Source organism: Pseudarthrobacter quantipunctorum, assembly GCF_045291495.1.
GTDB lineage: Bacteria > Actinomycetota > Actinomycetes > Actinomycetales > Micrococcaceae > Arthrobacter > Arthrobacter quantipunctorum.
In genome coordinates this window covers 1,177,940-1,197,919 of sequence record NZ_CP148033.1, presented here as the reverse complement: position 1 = coordinate 1,197,919, position 19,980 = coordinate 1,177,940, and the positions used below count along the sequence as shown (strand labels likewise).

The window sequence follows — 19,980 nt, the reverse complement described above, 5'->3', positions numbered from 1 at the left end:
CAGTGGCCCTATGGGTTCACGGTGGGTATTTGACGGCCACATTGCCGGCATCGGCACAGCCTCAGGCCTTCGCGCCGTGGTGGGCATCTGGCAGGAGTCGCCGTTCGGGCCCTTTGCCGATGTCATGGTCCAGCACCCCTCCGGGCACCGGCAGCTTCTGGCCCCCAGCCCGGAGGTGGCCGACTTTATCGCCGCCACGTACACCTTCGACGACGTTACGGAAGTTGACCTGTCGGCGCGCCTGGGCCACGGCACGCTGGAGGTCAACGCCGGTCCGCTGGCGATCAGCGCCCGCCTCGGCGGGCGGGCCCTCCTGGGCAGGATGCTGCGGGCAGTCCCCCGGCGCCTCGCCGTGCACCCCGGGTGGCTGCACGCCATCAGCCCGGTTGCCGGGATCCTGAGCAACGGGTCCCGGACCTCCGGCACCGCGGGCAGCGGCCGGCGGGAGTACTACGGGGTGAGCGACCTGCACAACATCACATCCGCCGTCGTGAGCTGGGACGGCGTTGACGCCGGCGCGCTGGCACCTGTCCGCCCTGCCGTCACGTTCGGGTTCAGCAGCGTCCCGCCGCGGCCGGGCATTGCGCGGGTCCGCACTACGGTGGCGGAGTCCTAGGCCCCTCCGGCTTCCGGGGTTGCTCCCGTGAGCTGGGATTCGAACATCCTGAAGTAGCGGCCGCGAAGGGCGACGAGCTCCTTGTGCGTGCCCTGCTCCACGATCCTGCCATCCTCCAGCATGTACACGATGTCTGCCTTCTCGATGGTGGCGAGCCGGTGGCTGATGGCGATGATGGTGCTGCTGCGGTCCGCGAAGAGGCGGGTGAAGATCCGGTGCTCGGCCAGGGCGTCAATGGCGGAGGTTGGCTCGTCCATCACCATGAACGAGGCGTCCCGGTAGAAGTTGCGGGCCATGGCGAGGCGCTGCCACTGTCCGCCGGAGAGTCCGCTGCCCTTCCGCCCGCGCGGGTCCTCCATCCAGTTGCTGACGTGGTTGTCCAGGCCGTTGGGGAGTTTGTTGATGAAGTCCAGGGCCTCCGCATCCGCTGCCGCCGTGCGGATGCGGGCGTCATCGCGGGGCGAGTCGACGTCGCCGAAGTAGATGTTCTCCGCGGCCGTGGCGAACTCGTACTTGAGGAACTCCTGGCTCAGGACCGCAAGGTGCCGGTGCCATGAGGTGACGTCGACGGCGGCGAGGTCAACGCCGTCGAGCAGCACCTGCCCGGAATCCGGGCGGTAGAGCCCGGCCAGGATTCTGATCAGCGTGGACTTTCCGGCGCCGTTCTCCCCCACGATGGCGATGTGCTGGCCGTCGCGGATGGTCAGGCTGATCCCGCGGATCACCTCGATGTCGCTGCCCGTGTAGGTGTAGCGGATGTCCTTCAGCTCCACGGTCTTCGGTGGTTGGAGCAGCGGCGGGGCGTGCTCCGAGTGCACGGGCATGGCCATGAACAGCTCATAGTCCTTGAGGTTGGCCAGGTCCTCGTCAATGGAGCTGAGGGAGGACACCAGGCCGTTCGCCGTGGACAGCGCCCTGCTGACGATCTGCTGCACGTAGAGGAACTGGCCCACCGGCTGCGCGCGGGCGATGATCTGCCCCACCACCCAGATCAGGGATACCACTTCAGCGCCATACTGGAGCGCATCGGCGGCAAGCTGCTTGGGGATGTAGCGCCGCTGGTAGTCCAGGCGCCGGCGCTCGTCCGCATTCCGCAGCCGGGAGCGGAGGTCCATCAGGAAGCCCACGATTCCATAGAGCCGCATCTCGGCGATGTGCTGCGGCCGGAGGAGGTTGATTTCGATCATCCTGCGCTGGCGGCGGGAATCCACCTGCGTGTTCCAGTGGGCAATCTGCTCCCGGGACAGCTTGAACTGCAGGTAGACGCTGGGGACGATGGCCACCAAGACGATCACGGCGATCCACCAGCTGACCAGCAGCAGCGCCCCCACGGCCAGGATGACGGACACCAGCTGCGTGAAGATGGCGGCTATCCGGTCAAGCACCCGGGCGTAGGAGTCGGAGAACCGCTTGGCGCGGTCGTAGAGATCCACGGTTTCTTTGTCGTCGTACCGCCAGAATTCAAGGGCCAGGAACCGCTCGTACATCTGGTCCCCCACGATGGCTCCCACCTTGAAGCTCATCAGCTGCTGGATGTAGCGGTCCACGCTGCTGAAGGCGCCCCAGAAAAGGCCAAGGGCGGCGGTGATGATGACGTAGACGATCGCACGCTGGCCGGCCCCGGCGTCACCGGCATAGGCGGCGGCCAGCGCGGTGGTTGTCAGGGCGGCGAAGTAGGTGGTGACCAGCGGAAGAACCGCGGAGATCAGCGATCCGAGCACCTTCATGACCACGGCGCCCGGCGATGCGCGGAAACTGACCCGCAGGACCTGGGCTACCGCCCGGGCATACGGACGAAGGGCCAGCCGCCGCGGCGGCTGGCCCTTCGCAGGGGTGCTAACCCCTTCAGGATGCGTTGTCAGCGGGAACCGTAGTTCGGCGCCTCGACGGTCATCTGGATATCGTGCGGGTGCGATTCCTTCAGGCCGGCCGGGGTGATGCGGACGAACTTGCCGCGCGCCTTCAGCTCAGCCACGGTGGGCGCTCCGGTGTAGAACATGGTCTGGCGCAGGCCGCCCACCAGCTGGTATGCCACTGAGGACAGCGGACCGCGGTAGGCCACCCGGCCCTCGATGCCTTCGGGGATGAGCTTGTCATCGCCGGAGACGTCGGCCTGGAAGTAGCGGTCCTTCGAATAGGACGTGTTCTTGCCGCGGGACTGCATGGCCCCCAGGGAGCCCATGCCGCGGTAGGACTTGAACTGCTTGCCGTTGACGAAAATCAGCTCACCCGGGGATTCGTCGCAGCCGGCCAGCAGGGAGCCGAGCATCACGGTGTCGGCACCCGCCACGAGCGCCTTGCCAATGTCGCCGGAGTACTGGAGGCCGCCGTCGGCAATCAGGGGAACACCGGCGGGGATGGCTGCCTTGGCGGATTCGTAGATGGCGGTGATCTGCGGGACGCCCACACCGGCCACCACACGGGTGGTGCAGATGGAGCCCGGCCCTACGCCCACCTTGATGCCGTCGGCACCGGCGTCGATCAGCGCCTGGGCGCCTTCGCGGGTGGCGGCCTGGCCGCCGATGACGTCCACGTGTGCGGCCACGGGATCGGATTTGAGGCGGCGGATCATATCCAGCACGCCCTGCGAATGGCCGTTGGCGGTGTCCACGAACAGGGCGTCGACGCCGGCGTCGACCAGAGCCATTGCACGCTCCCAGCCGTCCCCGAAGAAGCCGATGGCGGCGCCCACGCGGAGGCGGCCTTCGTCGTCCTTGGTGGCCAGCGGGTACTGCTCAGCCTTGGTGAAGTCCTTGGTGGTGATCAGGCCCTTGAGCCGGCCCTGCTCGTCCACCAGGGGGAGCTTTTCGATCTTGTTGGTGGCCAGCTTGTGCGAGGCCTCCTCACGGCTGATCCCCACATGGCCTGTGACCAGGGGCATCTTGGTCATCACGTCGCTGACCAGCCGCAGCGGGAAGTCCGACTCGGGGACGAAGCGGGTGTCGCGGTTGGTAACGATGCCGAGCAGGCGCATGTCCTCGTCCACCACGGGCAGGCCGGAGACGCGGTACTGCGAGCAGATCTCATCCAGCTCAGCAAGCGTGGCCTGCGGGCCGATGGTCAGCGGGTTGGTGATCATTCCGGACTCGCTGCGCTTGACCCGGTCCACCTGGTCCGCCTGGTCCTGGATGGACAGGTTGCGGTGGATGACGCCCAGGCCGCCCTGGCGTGCCATGGCGATGGCCATCCGTGATTCGGTGACGGTGTCCATAGCCGCGGACAGCAGCGGTGTGTGCACCGAAATACGCTTGGAAATCCGTGAGGACGTGTCAGCCTTGGACGGGATGACCTCGGTGTGTCCAGGCAGGAGCAGGACGTCGTCGTAGGTCAGGCCGATGAAGCCAAAGGGGTTGTGTTCGGGCTCGGTCATGAGTGCGCCTCTTACCTTGGTTGCTGGACGGGTAGGGGTTGCAGCCGATGACCAGCCCGTCATTACGGGACTGGCCTGTGCAGGAGATGTTCCAGGACCGCCGCGGCAGGCGGGGACCCGGAGGCCGGAAAGTATTGAGTAAATATTAGAACCTCAGCGCCGATCCCCCTATTCCACGCGTGCAATGTGAGCAACCGCACGCCCACAGGGCGGTGAATGCTTCGAGGCTGTCAGCTCCAGCTGGTGGCGGCCAGCAGCCGCTGTTCGAACATGGGGATCATGCTTTCCACGTAGGTCCGCGTGAGGTGGTTGTCGTCCTTGTAGACGTACACGTTGCCCACCACACCGGGACATGTGCCCCGCGCGCAGATGAAGTCGCTGAGGTCCATCAGGTGCAGGCCGTCCAGCTTGCCCCGGTAGCTTTCCAGCGGGGATGGTTCCACCAGGGACTCCGCCAGGGACACACTGCATTCCGGAGCGTCCGGGCCGTTGCGCTGGATGCATTCAGGCATGTTGAACGTAAAGCGGGGGTTGTCCCGGATGCCGATAATCTCGATCCCGGCGTCCGCAAACGGCCGGACCCCCTCCAGGTACCCCGGGACCTCGGTTTCGAACGGGGCTTCCTCATGGGTCAGTGACGCCACCGTGAACACTGCGTCGGGCTGGTGCTCCAGGACGTAGGCGGCGCTGGCCTGGTTGTAGGCGTTGCATTCAGCATTCCGTTCTGCCGACTCCGCCCCGAAGCGGCACGCCGGCATCAGCAGCGTCACCAGTTCCCAGCCGCGCTCGGCGGCAATCGGCGCCAGCGCACCCAGGTACTGCTGGGAGTGGGAGTCCCCCAGGACCACAATGCGCTTGGTCACCTCACCCTCCGGAACCTCCTGCCGGCACCCTTCGAGGATGGGGTTGCTGGTGGCGTTGGCACCGGTGCAGGGCGCGTGGATTCCGGCCCAGTCGTTGTCCAGCGCCGAGGGGCCGGGGATGATCCTGGCATCCGGGGCCGGCACCGGGGCGTTCTCCGGGCTGAGCGCAGCGGCCCCCGGCGTGAGCTCCCGCGGCTGCGCCGCCGTCGCGCTTTCCTCTGCGGTGAGCGTGGTCTGCCAGATGGCCACGGGCCCGGCAAGGAGCGCGCCGCAGGCGGCAATAACGACGGCGGTGCGCCAGGCCCGCCGCTGCGGCCAGTGCCAGTCACGCAGGGGCTTTTCAACGAAGCGCGTGGTGAGGACGGCAAGCACGATGGAGGCGCCGACGATCCCCAGGCCCTGGGCCAGGTTGGGTGCCTCTACGCCGGTGGCCGCCAGGGCGAATACCAGGACCGGCCAGTGCCAGACGTACAGGGCATAGGAATTGTCTCCGAGCGCCACCAGGGGCTTGCTGCTGAGGAGCCTGTCCACGCCGAAACGGCTGCCGGATTGTCCCGCGACGATGATGGCGGCGGCCGCCAGCGTGGGCCACAGCGCCACGAAGCCGGGGAACGAACGGTCCACCGTGAGCAGCAGGCCGCAGGAGACCATCCCTGCCAGGCCGGCCCAGCCCAGCACCACCCGGAGTGCCCGGCCCGGCTTGAGGTAGGGCAGGACCAGCGCCAGCAGCGAGCCCAGCGCGAACTCCCAGAGCCGGGTCCTGGTGTCGAAGTAGGCGTACGCCTGGTTGCCGGCGGTCTGCTCCACGGAATAGGCGAGCGAGACGGCGAAGACCGTGCCGAAGACAAGTGCCAGCAGGCCGCGGTAGCTGACCCCGTTGAGCGCGGGGATCCTGCGCAGCAGCACCAGCAGAACGGCGGCGCCCGCAAAGATAAGGGGCCACAGGATGAACACCTGTCCCTGGATGGACAGCGACCAGAAGTGCTGGAGCGGGCTGGCTCCGGCGTGGTCCTGGGCGTAGTAGTCAACGGCTGTGTCGGCGAGCAGCCAGTTCTGGCTGTACAGCAGTGACGCCCAGGCCTGGTCCAGCACCTGCGGCCAGCGGCTTTGCGGCAGGATCAGCCACGTCCCGGCGAGGACCCCAAGGATGACCACGACGGCGGCGGGCAGCAGCCGCTTGAACAGGTGCAGCCAGTGCGCCAGCAGGCCGAAGGGCCGCCCTGCCTCGGCTTTCCGGACGAAGGAAAGGGTCAGTAGGAACGCGGAGATCAGCAAGAAGATGTCCACTCCCCCGGACACCCGGCCCAGCCACACGTGGTACGCCACAACCATGAGCACGGCGAGCGCGCGGAGCCCCTGGACCTCCGGCCGGAAGGTCGGTTTCCGGCTTTTGGCGGCTGCTTCGGGCACCGGGCGGGACACAGCCGCGGTTCTCGCTATCGACACAAAAAGACCTTCCAGCGGCGGGCAAAACATCAATTCTACCGAGGCATGGGGGATTTTCCGGGAAAGGTAACGTGCATCACTGCGCTGTAAGGGCGCCGAAAGAAGCGCCGCCCGGACGGGAAAGCGGCTTGGCTCAGGCGGCGGCCACGGCAGGCCCGGGTACGGCCGGGGCCGGAATTTTAGCCGCCAGGTAACGCGCGTCGCGGCCGAGGCCTGGAAGGGTGTCCGATACCTCCGCGTACAGGAAACGCTGCCCCAGGAAGAACAGACCTGCCGAATCCAGCGCCACACCGCGCCACTGCCGGGGCATCGCGCCGCCGTCGAGCAGGGCCGGGTCGATCCAGCCGAAGTCCTCCCGGAATCCGGTGCACCAGACCACGTTGGAGACCTCGAGGCGGGTCCCGTCCGCCAGCAGAGGCATCCCGCCGGCCACCCCTGCGACCCTCGGCACGACGTGAACGCCGGCGGCCACGAGGTCCTTCGTCTTCGTCCTGATCAGAGGTTCGGCGTGCGCCTTCATCGCCGGCGCCACCTTGCGGCCGATCGGTGAACCAAGCGAAAGTACGTGCAGGCCGAGGAAGCGCACCACCGGGAACGCGTAGCGGGCAGCGGCTTTGCCGTGCTTCACCGGGATCTCGCCTGTGGGCTTGCCGGCCACCAGCGCCGGCCGGGTCCTGGAAACTTCGAGGCCGATCTCCGCCCCCGAGTTCCCCAGCCCCACAACCAGGACCGGACCTTCCTGGAGCTGCTGCGGGTTCCGGTACTGGCTGGAATGCAATTGCTGTACTGACGGGGCCAGTTCAGCCGCAAAGCCTGGCACCTCGGGCGTCTGGGTGGAGCCTGTTGCCACCACAACGTTGCACGCTTCCCACCGGTGGCCGTTGGCGGTGGCCACGTAGTGGCCTCCTTCCCGCCAGAGGCGCTCCACGCGGATGCCGTGGCTCACGGACAGTTCAAATTTGGCGGCATACCATTCGAGGTAATCCGCCACTTCATCCTTGGTGGGAAAGGACAGGCGGTCCCCCGGGAAGGGTGCGCCCGGCAGTCCGTCGTACTTGGCGGGAGTGAACACCCGGAGCGAATCCCACCGCTGCCGCCAGGAATCACCTGTCCTTTGGCATGCATCCAGAATCAGGAACTGCCGTTTCTGGCCTTTCATGAAATAGCCCAGGGCCAGCCCGGCCTGCCCGCCGCCGATAATGATGGTGTCCAGCGTGCCGGCCGCATTGTTGTTGCTCATGACCGTGCTCCTTTTATAGCAAGTGGATTCGGGCTGAACCCTCCCGCGGGGCTGCCGGCTGTCGCATCTCCTGCTGTGGTCGTGGCCTCTGCGGTGCTGGCTGCTGTTGCGTGTCCAGTTCCCCTGTAGCGCAGCCACCATGCCAGCATCAGGGCGGACGCCAGGACGTAGGCCAGGTGGAGGACCCAAATGGGACCTGCAGGAAGGTTGAAAACGTAGATCGAGTGCACCGCGTTGGCCACGTTGCTCAGCACCAGGTTGCCCAGGCTGTACGACGCAAGGTCCTTGGTGTGTGCAGCCTTCAGAAGCATCGGGAGCATACCGACGGCGAAGAGCACTGTCGACACGGTTCCGGCGAGCACTGGAAGGTTCATGTTTTGAGGCTACGGGCGCGGCCCTCCCCTCCGCGTCGGCCGAATGATGTAACCGCTCAAGACGGGTCGTGGGTATTTATCTGCAGGCGGTCTATCCGGCGAGCCCGTGCTCATAGGCGTAGCTGGTGGCGGCCGCCCTGGAGGACAGGCCGAGCTTAAGAAAGATATTGCTGATGTGGCGTGCCACGGTCTTTTCACTAAGGTAGAGCTCCGCCGCGATGGCGCGGTTCCCTCTTCCTGAAGCCACCAGCCGGAGCACTTCAGTTTCCCTGGGGGTCAATGGTCCCGCGGCGCCTGCCGCTTCGCCGGCGTCGGCCCGCATCAAGGACGCTGCCCAGGCTGCGGCGGGCGCTGCCCCCAGGTCCAGGAATTCCGCATGGGCAGCTTCGAAGTCCATCAGCGCCGAAGGCTCGTCCCCGAGGTCGCGGCATGTACGCCCGATCAGCGCCCGGCAGCGGGCTGCCTCGTACGGAACGCCCAGCTTCTGCCAGATCCTCCACGCCTGCCGCAGGGATTGCGAGGCGCCGGCGGCATCACCTTCGGCGATCCGGACAGCGCCGTCAGCCTGGCCGGCCAGAGCTTGGAGCATGGCTTTAGGCTGCTCCCTGGCAATGATTCCCAGCTCGTCGGCAGCCTGCCGCGCGGCCTTGGGATCGCCCGCAGCCAGTTCGATGTCCACCAGCGCCGGCAGCAGGTGGCAGCGGGTGGCAGCATCGGCAATCCCGGCCGCCCGGCGGATCATTGACTGTGCCTGCCGCGCCTGTTTGCGGGCCAGCAAGAGGAGTGCAAGGCCAGGCTGCGGCTCCCACCCACTTCGTGCGGCCTGCCGGTAGCATTCCTCCGCGGTGTCCAGCTTCCCGGCGAGGCGCTCCACTTCGCCCTGCTGGTAGAAACCGCCATAAAGCGCTTGGGGATCGCCCCTGGCGGCAAGGCCTTGAGCCACGGCAGCGGCCTTGCGCGCTTCGGCCCATGCGCCGTGCAGCCGGAAGAGCTCGGCACGGTGGGACTGGCATTGACCGCTGAAGGCCACCATGTCGGGCCGGGCAAGGCACCAGCGGTCCAGCGCCACTGTCCACTGCAGCGCCCTCTCCAGGTCAAACACCAGGTGGCAGTTGCCAATCACCGCACAATAGATGATTCCCGAAGGGACCGGTGACAGCTCCCCCGCTGTTACCGCCACCATGACTTCATCAAACTTTCCCAGGCCATCATCCGTGTGCCCCAGCATCAGCGTTGCTTGTCCGGTTCCCAGAAGGGCCAGCGCCATCAGGTCCCTGTCCTGGAAGGTCCGCGCAAAAGAGCCCGCTTCAGTGAAAAGCTGCAGGGCGCCTGCGGCGTCCCCGCCGTAGAGTTTGCCCAGCGCGACGGGGAACAGCAGCAAGCCCGCCACCGGACCCGGTTCATCAAGCTCATCCACCAACGCTTTACCCCGCGCAAACCAGCCTGAGCTCCGGGCGGTTTCGCCAAGGTTCAGCAGGTGCATGCCAAGCCACACCGCGCACCGCATCGCGCCGGTGATGTCGCCGACAATCAGGTATTCCTCGTGCGCGCGGGTGAGCGTGTCCAGGCCCGTTGTGGTGTCGCCGGTCAGGATTTCGGCCGTTGCCAGACGCTCAAGGTCGGCTGCGGGGAGTCCGCCGCGCCTGTCCGCGTCCGCGTAGCTCCTGGAAGCGTCAGTCCAGCGATGTTCCCGGAACGCTGACCGCCCTTCGTCAATGCCCGTTTCAGTTGACACTCCGGCCTCCTCGGGCACCACCCGTCCGGCCGCCCCGATGGGGCCGTGCACTGGACGCTGAGGTACTTAAGCGTCACGCTACGCCCGCCCTCGAACCGGCACAACCTACGGGCGAAGCAGCGCGCGGAGGGTCTGGATAGTGTCCGCTTCCCCAGCGGGCTTGTCATCGCGGTAGCGCTTGACCCGGGCGAAGCGGAGCGCGATCCCGCCGGGATACCGCGGGGACTGCTGCACGCCGTCAATCGCGATCTCGACGACGGTCACGGGCTCCACCCAGACGGTGCCCGCCGTGCGCCGCACCTCGAGCTCCTGGAAACGTTCGGTCTGCCACTGCAGCAGCGCGTCGGTGAGGCCCTTGAAGGTTTTGCCCACCATGACGTAGCCGCCGGGTTCACCGAACTCCCCCTGCCGGTCCAATGCGCCAAGATGCAGGTTGGAGAGCAGCCCGGTGCGCCGTCCCGAGCCCCATTCGCAGGCTAGGACCACCAGGTCGTAGGTAAGCACGGGCTTCACCTTGATCCAGTTGGAGCCGCGCCGGCCGGCGGCGTAGGCCGATCCCACCGCCTTCACCACCACGCCCTCGTGGCCGGCGGCGAGCGCATCGCGGGAGACCCTTTCGGCAACGCTTGGGTCTGCCGTGATCTGGCCGGGAATCCGGTGGTCCGGGGCGATGCCCTCAAGCACGCCGATGCGCGTGGACAGCGGTTCGTCCAGGAGGTCGCGGCCGTCGATGTGCAGCACGTCGAAGAACCAGGGATGCAGCAGGGTGGTGCGCGCCGCGTCCGCGCCGAACCGGGACATGGTCTCCTGGAACGGCCGGGGGCCGCCGTCCTCATCGAGGGCCAGGGTCTCGCCGTCAAGGATCACATCCCGCACCGGCAGTGCGCGCACCACCTCCACCACCTCGGGCAGGCGGTGGGTCACCTCGGCCAGGGTGCGTGTGTAGATGCGCACCTCGTCGCCGGCGCGGTGCACCTGGATGCGGGCGCCGTCGAGCTTGTATTCCACGGACGCCTCGCCGGTAACCTCCAGGGCGGCGCCGGCGCTGGCCGCCGTGGAAGCGAGCATCGGCTGCACGGGGCGGCCGACGACGAGGCCGACGGCGTCCAGCTGCGCTGCCGTGCCCGTGATGGCCAGCAGGGCGGTTTCGCCGAGGTCGCCGGAGAGCATGGCCGCGCGCCGTACGGCGGCGACGGGCCGGTCCGAGGCACGGGCAACGGCGTCCGTCAGCACACCCTCAAGCGCACCGGTGCGCAGCTCCCCCAGCAGCACGCCGGAGATGAAGGCCTGCTCCCTTTCCGTAGCTGCCGCCGTGAGCGTCCGGAGTGTTGCGGCGCGCTCCGCCGCCGACCCGGCCCCCGCGGTGGCGAGCAGCCGGTCCAAAGCCGCGTCGAGGTCGGCAAGGGTGAGGCTCGGTTCCCGGGCAGGCTCCCCCATGGCTGCAGACATGCCGCGCCAGCCCACCCCCACCCGGCCCTGGCGCGGCCTGGCGGTCAGCAAGCCCACCGCCGTCGCGATTTCCGCTGGCTCCAGCCGCCGCAGCAGGTCCGCCAACGCGTCCACCTTCGCGAGCCGGGAGCGCGTGGCTGCAACCGTATCCGTAGTTTTCACGAGCTCGTCGAGCAGCATGGCATCAGTCTGCCACGCCCACCCCGTCCACTATGGACAGCTCGGGACGGCCGTTCCAGACTGGACGCATGGGAATCATCGTCGCGAACCTGTTCATCACCCTCGACGGCGTGTACCAGGCGCCCGGCGGCCGCGAAGAGGACACCGAGGGCGGCTTTGCCTTCGGGGGCTGGCAGGCTCCCGTGTCCGACGACGAGGCTGAAGCGGCCATCGAGGCCGGCATCAGCAGCATGGACGCCCTGCTTCTGGGCCGCAGGACCTACGACATCTTCGCGGCCTACTGGCCCCACCAGTCAGGCGACATTGGCGCCGCGCTCAACCGGGTGCCAAAGTTCGTTGTCTCCAGCACCCTGTCCGATCCCAGTTGGGCGGGAACCACAGTCCTGCCCAATGCCACGGCCGCGGGCCGGCTCCGTGAAGAGTACGGGCAGGTCCACATGTTCGGTAGCGGCGTCCTGATCCGTTCACTGCTGGCGGCAGAAGTGCTTGACCGTCTCCACCTCTGGCTCTATCCCGTTACTTTGGGCCAGGGCAAGCGCCTCTTCGACGCCGGGACCGTTCCCGCCACCTACCGCCTCGCGGAGCCGGCGCGCACCTTCCCGAAGGGGGCGGTGTCGCTGGCTTACGAGCGTGCGGGCGCTGTGGAGACGCAGGACATGCCGGCCACGCAGGGCACGTGATGGCCAAGGTCATCGCAGCAATCACAACGTCGGTTGACGGGTACATCACCGGCCCCGACGACGGTCCCGGGTACGGCCTGGGTCGGGGTGGAGAACGGCTGCACTACTGGGTGATGGGCGGCCCATGGACTTACGACGGCGGCCACGACTTTGCCATGCACGGCCCGGACAAGGAATTCTACGAGGAGCTCGTTGCGGGGCTGGGTGCGGGGATCGTAGGGCGCGGGATGTATGACGCGGCGGGAGCGTGGGGAGGTACCAACCCGTTCCCCGGGCCGCTGATCGTGCTCACCCACCGTGTAGAGGACCAGCCCGCGGCTGCGTCCGGATTCACGTTCGTGTCCGGGCTCGAGGAAGCCCTGGCGCAGGCCACCAAAGCGGCCGGCGGCCTGGACGTGTCGATCGGCGGCGGCGCTGACGTGATCCGGCAGGCACTGGCCGCCGGGCTGGTGGACGAACTGGCGCTGTCAACGGCACCGGTGGTCCTGGGCGCCGGCAAGCGCCTGTTCGACGGCTTCGAGCATGACATCGACCTTGAGATCCTGAAGGCTGTCAGTTCACCGTTCGCCACCCACGTCCGTTACGCCGTGAAAAAGTAACCGACTACTCCTGCGCGTTTCCCGCACCAAAAAACCGGCCCAGCGGATGCTGGACCGGTTTCTTGTTTGCACAGCCTGCGGGTGGGCCCACGCCGGCGAGGGACCCAAGTCGAGCGAAGCGAGACTTGGGAGCCGGTGGGGACTAGTGGCTGTGGCCTGCGTGCTCGTCTTCTTCTGCAGGCTTCTCCACCACGAGGGTTTCGGTGGTGAGAACCAGGGCAGCGATGGAGGCCGCGTTGCGGAGGGCCGCACGGGTGACCTTGACGGGGTCGATCACGCCGGCAGCGATCAGGTCCTCGTACTCGCCCGACTTGGCGTTGAAGCCGTTGTTGGTTTCCAGGTCGGCAACCTTGGACGTCACAACGTAGCCGTCGAAGCCCGCGTTCTGGGCGATCCAGCGCAGCGGCTGGACCAGGGCGCGGCGGACGATGCCCACAGCAGCGGCGGCGTCGCCTTCGAGTGCCTTGACGGCGGGGTCCTCATCCAGTGCCTTCAGGGCGTGGATCAGTGCCGAACCGCCACCGGCAACGATGCCTTCTTCAAGGGCAGCGCGGGTGGAGGACACAGCGTCCTCGATGCGGTGCTTCTTTTCCTTGAGCTCAACCTCGGTGGCAGCGCCAACCTTGATGACACCGATGCCGCCGGCCAGCTTGGCCAGGCGCTCCTGGAGCTTTTCACGGTCCCAGTCGGAATCGGTGCGGGTCAGCTCGGCGCGGAGCTGGGCTACGCGTGCTGCCACGTCTTCGGCCGTACCTGCGCCGTCAACGATGGTGGTGTTGTCCTTGGTGACCGTGATGCGGCGGGCGGTACCCAGCACCTCCAGGCCCACGGAGTCCAGGCTCAGGCCCAGTTCCGGGGAAACAACCTGTGCACCGGTGAGGGTGGCGATGTCCTGCAGCATGGCCTTGCGGCGGTCGCCGAAGCCCGGAGCCTTGACGGCGACAACGTTCAGGGTGCCGCGGATGCGGTTGACGATCAGCGTGGACAGGGCCTCGCCGTCAACGTCTTCGGCGATGATGAAGAGCGGCTTGGAGCTCTGCAGCGCCTTCTCCAGCAGCGGCAGGAATTCCTGGATGCTGGAGATCTTGCCCTGGTTGATCAGGATGAGGGCGTCCTCGAGGACTGCTTCCTGGCGTTCCGCGTCGGTGACGAAGTACGGGGACAGGTAGCCCTTGTCGAACTGCATGCCCTCGGTCAGGACCAGTTCGGTCTGCGTGGTGGAGGATTCCTCGATGGTGATCACACCATCCTTGCCAACCTTGCCGAATGCCTCGGCAAGGAGTTCGCCAACCTCGTCGCTCTGGGCGGAGATCGCTGCAACGTTGGCCACCTGGGTGCCTTCAACGGGGCGGGCGTTCTCGAGCAGACGTGCGGCGACGGCTTCAACGGAAACCTCGATGCCGCGCTTGATCTGGCCGGGGGCGGCACCTGCCGCTACGTTGCGCAGGCCTTCCTTGACCAGCGCCTGCGCCAGGACGGTTGCCGTGGTGGTGCCGTCACCGGCAACATCGTTGGTCTTGGTGGCTACTTCCTTGGCCAGCTGCGCGCCAAGGTTCTCGTAGGGGTCGTCCAGTTCCACTTCGCGGGCGATGGTGACGCCGTCGTTCGTGATGGTGGGAGCGCCCCACTTCTTGTCCAGGACGACGTTGCGGCCGCGGGGGCCGAGCGTCACCTTGACGGTGTTGGCGAGCTTATCGATGCCGGCTTCAAGAGACCGGCGGGCAGCGTCGTTAAACGCAAGCTGCTTTGCCATGGTTTTGTCCTTTCAAGACAGAACCCCGCGCAGCTGACCAGCAGAGAGCATGACCAGCGGCACGGGGATCCGGAGAGTTACTTTACGACGATCGCCAGGACGTCGCGGGCGGAGAGCACGAGGTACTCGGTGCCGCCGGTCTTGACTTCGGTTCCGCCGTACTTGGAGTAGATGACGACGTCACCGACGGCTACGTCGACGGGAACGCGGTTGCCGTCTTCAAAGCGGCCGGGGCCAACTGCAACAACTTCGCCTTCCTGCGGCTTCTCCTGTGCGGAGTCCGGGATCACCAGGCCGGAAGCCGTGGTCTGCTCGGCTTCGAGCGGGCGGACAACAATACGATCCTCAAGAGGCTTAATAGAGACCGACACTCGGACCTCTCCTTCTTCGTCAGCAAATTCGTGGACTGGAAAGCTTTCCGCCGTGGCTGGCAAACCGTCGTCGCGGTGCCGGCAGCAGCCTGGCTGGCAGCTCTTCATGTATTAGCACCCTCCTAGGGAGAGTGCTAATACAGACTGTATGCAAGGGTTAGCACTCGGTCAAGGCGAGTGCCAGAGTTTCGTCATGGGCGGAACGAGCCGGCGTGTAGATTGGCCGGGTGCGAGCCGCTGTTTTCCTGACTCTTGCCACTCTCTTTTGGGCGGGCAACTTCGTTGTAGGCCAGGCTGCCATGAAGACCATGGAGCCGCTTCAGCTGACGTTCTGGCGGTGGGCCCTGGCCGCCGTGCCGCTGCTGGTCCTGGCGCAGCTGGCTGAAAAGCCGGACTGGCGCGCTGTCCTGCGCCACTGGCCGGCGCTCCTGCTCCTGAGCTGCCTGGGGATGAGCGCCTACACCCTGCTGCTTTACAGCGCCTTGGGGCACACCTCGGCCCTGAACGCTTCCCTTGTAACCGCCGCAAACCCGGCCCTGATCATGGTCCTGGCCGTGGTCCTGCTCCGGGACAGGCCGCGCCCACTGGGCTGGGCGGGGATTGTGCTGGGCCTGTGCGGAGTCCTTTTGGTCCTCACCGGCGGCGAGCTGGAGCGGCTGCTGACCTTTTCGATCGATGCCGGCGAACTGCTGATCGTCGCGGCGATCACCGTGTGGGGCTTCTACACGATTACCGCCCGCAGGCTGTCCGTCCCTCCGATCACGTCCACCGCGGTGCAGGTGGCCATGGCGGCGGTTGTCCTGGTTCCCTTTGCCGTGGCCACGGGGGCGGGGTTGCCGGCCACGGCCCCGGAAGGCTGGTCCCTGGCCTACATCGTCCTGTTCCCCTCGCTGGGTTCCTACCTGCTCTGGAACCTGGCGCTTAAACGCACCACTGCGGCGAATGCCGGAAACTACCTCAACCTCATTGCCGTTTTCACCGCGGTCATCACGGTTGCGCTCGGCCAGCCTGTCACGGTCCCCCAGGTCCTGGGCGGCCTCCTGGTCATTTCAGGAGTCCTCCTGACCAGTGCCGGAGGAAAAGCACCTCAGCGGCCCAGGTCCTCGAAGTCGACGTCCTCCCCGCCGTCGCCCTCGTCCTCGCCCGCTGAGTTTCGTCCGCGGTAAAGCAGCACCGCGGCGGCCGCGGCCACCATGAGCGAGGCAACCAGGAAGAAGATGCTTCCCGCGCGGGCTCCGGCGTACAGCCCGCGGATGTCCTGCGCCTCCTGGGTGTCGTCCTGGATACTGTTGCCGCCCACCGAATACACGGTGGCGTTAAAAGCGTCCAGGAAGAAGATGATCACCAGCAGCGCGATGCACACCACGGCCACTACGGCGCTGGCGATCAGTGCCGGGCGGGCGAACCGCGCCAGGCCCCCGGGGTGGTGCTGACTCGACTGCGGGGAACCTGCACTGTCTTTCATGGCTTCAACACTATCGGCCCTCCGGCATGCCGCTCCTCCACTAGGCTGGAACCCATGGCTCAAGCTCCCCAGGACCAGATTGCACCACTGCTCACCCCTGAAGGCTGGGAGCTTCTGGCATCCCTGGGCCCCTACCAGGAGGAGAAGTCCTTCGAGCTGAACTCAGCCCTCCGCAAGGCCGGCCACTCCCCCGAACTGGTCTCCGCCGTCCTGACCCAGTCCAGGCTCCGCACCAAGGCGGCGGCCAAATTCGGCGAGTTTGCCCGGAGCATGCTGTTCACCCAGGCCGGCCTGGAACAGGCAACCCGGCTCAACGTTGCAGCACGCCACGCCCAGCGGTTCGCGGAGGCCGGAATCCGGCACGTTGCCGACCTTGGCTGCGGGCTGGCCGCCGACTCCCTGGCACTGGCCTCCATGGACATCACCGTCACCGCCGTGGAGATGGATGAGACCACTGCCGCGTGCGCCACAGTGAACCTGATCCCGTTCCCCAACGCCACCGTGGTCCATGCGGACGCCACGGCAGTGCCGCTGGACGGGATCGACGGCGTCTGGCTGGATCCGGCGCGCCGAGTCACCTCCACGTCGGGCACCAAGCGGATCTGGGACCCGGAGGCCTTTTCCCCGCCCCTGTCCTTCGTTGAGAAGCTTGCGGCCTCCGGCCTGGCCATGGGGGTCAAAATGGGGCCGGGCATGCCTCACGATTCCGTTCCCGCCGGCTGCGAAGCGCAGTGGGTCTCCGTGGCCGGGGATGTGACGGAGGTGGCGCTGTGGTTCAACGCAGTGCGGCGCCCCGGTGTCCGCCGGGCCGCGCTGGTGCTCGGTGCCCAGGGCGCGGCTGAGCTGACAAGCGGAGAAGACTTCGGCGCCGGCCCCACGGCTCCGGTGGGCCCGGTGGAGGGCTACCTGTACGAACCCGACGGCGCGGTGATCCGCGCCGGGCTGGTGGCCGACGTCGCGCTGCAGCTCGGCGGACACCTGGTGGATGAACACATCGCCTACGTGTGCGCGCCGGAACTGGTGGACACACCCTTCGCGCGCGCCTACAAGGTCCTGGACGTGATGCCCTACAACGTCAAAGCGCTCAAGGCCTGGGTGAAGGACAACGGCATCGGCGTGCTGGACATCAAGAAGCGCGGCACGGCCGTCACGCCCGAGGAACTCCGCAAGCAGCTCCTCCCAAGTGGTAAGAACTCCGGTAAGAAAGCCGGAACCAAAACAGCCACCCTCGTCCTGACCCGTATTGGGGAGGACCGGGTGGCCATCGTGGTGGAGCCCGTCCAGTAAGGCTACTGTGCGCGCATGAACTCCTCGGCAGCGCGGACCTGTTCCACGGTGGGGCGCACGCCGGTGTAAAGCACAAACTGTTCAAGGGCCTGGATGGTGGCCACCTCCGCCCCGGTGATGACCGGCTTTCCCGCGGCCCGGGCGGCCTTGATCAGCGGGGTTTCGGCCGGCAGCGCCACGACGTCGAAAACCACCTGGGCGGCGTCAATGGTTTCCTGGGGGAAGGCGAGGGCGTCGGCTTCCGCCCCTCCTGCCATCCCTCCTGCCATACCGATGGGCGTGACGTTAATGATCAAGTCCGCCGTCCCGCCGTCGAGCGCTGCCTGCCACCGGAACCCGTACTGCTCCGCCAGCGCGCGGCCGGTCGTTTCGTTCCGGGCGATGACCGTGACATCCGTGAAGCCGGCATCGCGGAGCGCCGCGACGGTGGCCTTGGCCATGCCGCCCGCTCCCTGGACCAGGACCGAATAGCTGGTGGGCACCTTGTTGGTGGCCAGGAGCTGCTCGATGGCGGTGTAGTCGGTGTTGTACGCCTTCAAGCGCCCGTCCGTGTTCACGATGGTGTTGACGGAGTCGATGGCCTTGGCCGAGGGGTCCATCTCGTCCACCAGCGCAATCACGTCCTCCTTGTACGGCATGGAGATGGCGCAGCCGCGGATGCCCAGGCCGCGGACGCCCGCAATGGCCTGTTCCAGGTTCGTGGGGGCAAAGGCCTTGTAGATCCAGTTGAGGTCCAGCTGCTCGTACAGGTGGTTGTGGAAGCGGGTCCCGTTGTTGCTGGGCCGGGCCGAGAGCGAGATGCAGAGGGTCATGTCTTTATTGAGAATAGGCACCTGCCCATTAAACGGGACACGCAAGTAGGTAGCAGCAGATGTCGGTATCGGGCCCCAAAAGGACATCTGCTGCTACCTGGTTGGGGTCAGGGGCAGCCGGTTCCCGCCGGGAAGTTTCCGACGGCGGCCGGCAGCTTTCCCGGTGCGCCCGCCTTCCCGGCCAGCACGGCGGCGAGGGCGTCGAAGGCGCCGTCGCTCCGGCCGTAGAGGGCCACCTTCACCGGCGCGGTTGAGTCCCGCAGCGGCCAGGGGGCGTCCAGGGTCACGGCAATGTCCCCTCCCGCGCCGCGGCCGCCGTAGCCGATGAGGCTGACCAGGGGTCCGGAGCCGAGGGCCAGTCCGGCCCTGGCCGCGGCTGCCTCGAAGCGTGCCCTGTCCGCCGGCGAGCCGCCGTCCACCCGCACCGCAGAGGGAACCAGAGGGCCGCTGCAGGGCCCGGAGAGCACGGTGACAGCTGACGCGGAGACGTGGCCGGACAGGGCTCCGCCGCTTCCCGCCGGTGCGCCGGCTGCCGTGGCTGCAGTGGCTGTCCGGCCGTGCCAGGCCATCATGGTGGCCACCCGGCGGGCTGCCTCGTCCAGCCGCTCCGGGGGCAGGGCGCCGGAGGCCACGGCCTGGACAATGGCCGCGTGTGCCTGCGCCACGTCGGCTGGCATCAGCAGGAGGTCCGCGCCGGCAGCGAGCGCCATCACTGCGGCGGTGCCGCCCGGGTACTGCTTTGTCACGGCGCCCATGTTCAGGGCATCCGTCACCGCCACTCCCTTGAAGCCGAGTCCACGCAGCGCCGCGTAGGCAGGGCCGGAGAGCGACGCCGGGACGCCGGGTTCCAGCGCCGGGACCGCAATGTGCCCGGTCATCACCATCGGCGATCCGGCGTCGATGGCGGCCTTGAAGGGCTTCCAGTCGCGGCCGCTGAGCTCCGCGATCGTTGAGGGCTGTGTGGGGAGGCTGTGGTGGGAATCGACCGTCACGGAGCCGTGCCCCGGGAAGTGCTTCACGGCCGGCAGTACTCCGGCGGCGAGCATCCCCTGCGAGAAGGCGACGCCGAGCGAGGCGGCAGCATCAGGGTCCGCGGACATGGACCGGGCGCCAATGGTGGGATCGCCGGGCCCGATGGTGACGTCCGTGCCGGGGGCGAAATCGAGGTTGAACCCGAGCGGCACCAGTTCCGAGGCAAGGCCCTGCCCCGCTTCCCTGGCCAGCGGCACGCTGCCGGCGGCGCCGTAGCTCATGGGAGTGGGCCATTCGGTCAGGGGCACGCCCAGCCGGGCAACCTGGCCGCCCTCCTGGTCCACGGCGATGATCCCGGGCCACGGCCGTCCTCCGGCTGAGGCCGCCAAGCGCTGGTTGATGGCAGCCATACCCGGTACGTCCATCCTGCCCTGCGGGTCAAGGGGAACGTTGTCGCCCATGATGATGGACCCGGCAAGGTGCAGCCTCTCGATGAGGGCTGAGTGGGCCTCCACCTCCTTGCCCTTGAAGAACGGCAGGAGGACCTGCCCGGCCTTTTCCTCGGTGCTCATCGCCGCCACCACCGCGGCTGCCGCGTCCTGGTCGCGCTGTTCGGGCCCCCAGCCCAGCGGCCGGGTACCGGGATCAGGTGACGGGGAGGGCGTGGCGGGCGCCGTCGTCGTGCTTGGCGTGGCACTGGCAGAGGGGGCGGGCAGGGTGGACGGGGCCGACGACGGGACAGGGCCCGGCGCTGCGGTGCAGGACGCC

17 protein-coding genes are annotated in these 19,980 nt (G+C 67.4%); 5 read left to right on the top strand and 12 right to left on the bottom strand.

From position 1 onward, the window contains the following. Positions 1–10: 10 nt before the first annotated feature. Positions 11–616 carry a hypothetical protein gene (locus tag WHH00_RS05515; protein ID WP_406637190.1) on the top strand — a complete coding sequence of 202 codons (606 nt, stop codon included), beginning with the start codon at positions 11–13 and terminating at the stop codon, positions 614–616. On the opposite strand, the gene WHH00_RS05510 is transcribed toward WHH00_RS05515, so the two are convergent. The 7 genes from WHH00_RS05510 to WHH00_RS05480 all read right to left on the bottom strand — a co-directional run bounded on the left by WHH00_RS05510 (position 613) and on the right by WHH00_RS05480 (position 11,273). Next, the gene (locus tag WHH00_RS05510; protein WP_406637188.1) at positions 613–2,343 is read right to left on the bottom strand and encodes an ABC transporter ATP-binding protein; all 1,731 of its coding nucleotides are present in this window, start codon (positions 2,341–2,343) and stop codon (positions 613–615) included. The genes WHH00_RS05515 and WHH00_RS05510 overlap by 4 nt on opposite strands. A 131-nt stretch (positions 2,344–2,474) precedes the next feature. Beyond that, on the bottom strand, positions 2,475–3,986 hold the full coding sequence (guaB, locus tag WHH00_RS05505) for an IMP dehydrogenase (RefSeq protein WP_406637186.1): 1,512 nt from the start codon (positions 3,984–3,986) through the stop codon (positions 2,475–2,477). 230 nt (positions 3,987–4,216) lie between these two features. Beyond that, a complete protein-coding gene (locus tag WHH00_RS05500; RefSeq protein ID WP_406637184.1) occupies positions 4,217–6,325 on the bottom strand; it encodes an acyltransferase family protein in 2,109 nt (702 codons plus the stop codon). A gap of 103 nt (positions 6,326–6,428) precedes the next feature. Then, positions 6,429–7,535: a flavin-containing monooxygenase gene (locus WHH00_RS05495; RefSeq protein ID WP_406637182.1), complete on the bottom strand. Its 1,107-nt coding sequence runs from the start codon at positions 7,533–7,535 to the stop codon at positions 6,429–6,431. Then, positions 7,532–7,909: a hypothetical protein gene (locus WHH00_RS05490; protein ID WP_406637180.1), complete on the bottom strand. Its 378-nt coding sequence runs from the start codon at positions 7,907–7,909 to the stop codon at positions 7,532–7,534. The genes WHH00_RS05495 and WHH00_RS05490 overlap by 4 nt, the downstream gene beginning before the upstream one ends. Positions 7,910–8,000: 91 nt before the next feature. Next, complete coding sequence (locus tag WHH00_RS05485; RefSeq protein WP_406637178.1) at positions 8,001–9,644, bottom strand: LuxR C-terminal-related transcriptional regulator; 1,644 nt, start codon at positions 9,642–9,644, stop codon at positions 8,001–8,003. A 105-nt stretch (positions 9,645–9,749) separates the two neighbouring features. Then, positions 9,750–11,273: an ATP-dependent DNA ligase gene (locus WHH00_RS05480; protein ID WP_406637176.1), complete on the bottom strand. Its 1,524-nt coding sequence runs from the start codon at positions 11,271–11,273 to the stop codon at positions 9,750–9,752. 68 nt (positions 11,274–11,341) lie between these two features. On the opposite strand from WHH00_RS05480, the gene WHH00_RS05475 reads away from it, so the two are divergent. Then, entirely contained in the window at positions 11,342–11,953 is a 612-nt protein-coding gene (locus tag WHH00_RS05475; protein WP_406637174.1) for a dihydrofolate reductase family protein, read from the top strand. Beyond that, a complete protein-coding gene (locus WHH00_RS05470) occupies positions 11,953–12,552 on the top strand; it encodes a dihydrofolate reductase family protein (protein ID WP_406637172.1) in 600 nt (199 codons plus the stop codon). The genes WHH00_RS05475 and WHH00_RS05470 overlap by 1 nt, the downstream gene beginning before the upstream one ends. A gap of 142 nt (positions 12,553–12,694) precedes the next feature. Here the strand turns inward: WHH00_RS05470 and groL are convergent, their stop codons facing one another. Both groL and groES read right to left on the bottom strand, forming a co-directional pair. Further along, positions 12,695–14,305 carry a chaperonin GroEL gene (groL, locus tag WHH00_RS05465; RefSeq protein ID WP_231457675.1) on the bottom strand — a complete coding sequence of 537 codons (1,611 nt, stop codon included), beginning with the start codon at positions 14,303–14,305 and terminating at the stop codon, positions 12,695–12,697. Positions 14,306–14,382: 77 nt separating this feature from the next. Then, the gene (gene groES / locus WHH00_RS05460; protein ID WP_003805290.1) at positions 14,383–14,676 is read right to left on the bottom strand and encodes a co-chaperone GroES; all 294 of its coding nucleotides are present in this window, start codon (positions 14,674–14,676) and stop codon (positions 14,383–14,385) included. A 227-nt stretch (positions 14,677–14,903) separates the two neighbouring features. Between groES and WHH00_RS05455 the strand changes: the two genes are divergently transcribed. Further along, positions 14,904–15,842 carry a DMT family transporter gene (locus tag WHH00_RS05455; protein WP_231457674.1) on the top strand — a complete coding sequence of 313 codons (939 nt, stop codon included), beginning with the start codon at positions 14,904–14,906 and terminating at the stop codon, positions 15,840–15,842. Here WHH00_RS05455 and WHH00_RS05450 read toward each other — a convergent pair. Beyond that, a complete protein-coding gene (locus WHH00_RS05450) occupies positions 15,764–16,141 on the bottom strand; it encodes a hypothetical protein (RefSeq protein WP_231457673.1) in 378 nt (125 codons plus the stop codon). The genes WHH00_RS05455 and WHH00_RS05450 overlap by 79 nt on opposite strands. A gap of 54 nt (positions 16,142–16,195) precedes the next feature. Between WHH00_RS05450 and WHH00_RS05445 the strand changes: the two genes are divergently transcribed. After that, positions 16,196–17,428, top strand: coding sequence for a THUMP-like domain-containing protein (locus WHH00_RS05445; protein ID WP_406637168.1), 1,233 nt, complete (start codon positions 16,196–16,198; stop codon positions 17,426–17,428). A gap of 2 nt (positions 17,429–17,430) precedes the next feature. Here WHH00_RS05445 and WHH00_RS05440 read toward each other — a convergent pair whose 3' ends face one another. Both WHH00_RS05440 and WHH00_RS05435 read right to left on the bottom strand, forming a co-directional pair. Further along, positions 17,431–18,261 (bottom strand): shikimate 5-dehydrogenase, encoded by an 831-nt coding sequence (locus WHH00_RS05440; RefSeq protein ID WP_406637166.1) that lies wholly within the window; start codon positions 18,259–18,261, stop codon positions 17,431–17,433. Between the two features lie 86 nt (positions 18,262–18,347). Continuing rightward, a complete protein-coding gene (locus tag WHH00_RS05435) occupies positions 18,348–19,784 on the bottom strand; it encodes a glycoside hydrolase family 3 N-terminal domain-containing protein (protein ID WP_406638503.1) in 1,437 nt (478 codons plus the stop codon). Between the last annotated feature and the right edge of the window lie 196 nt (positions 19,785–19,980).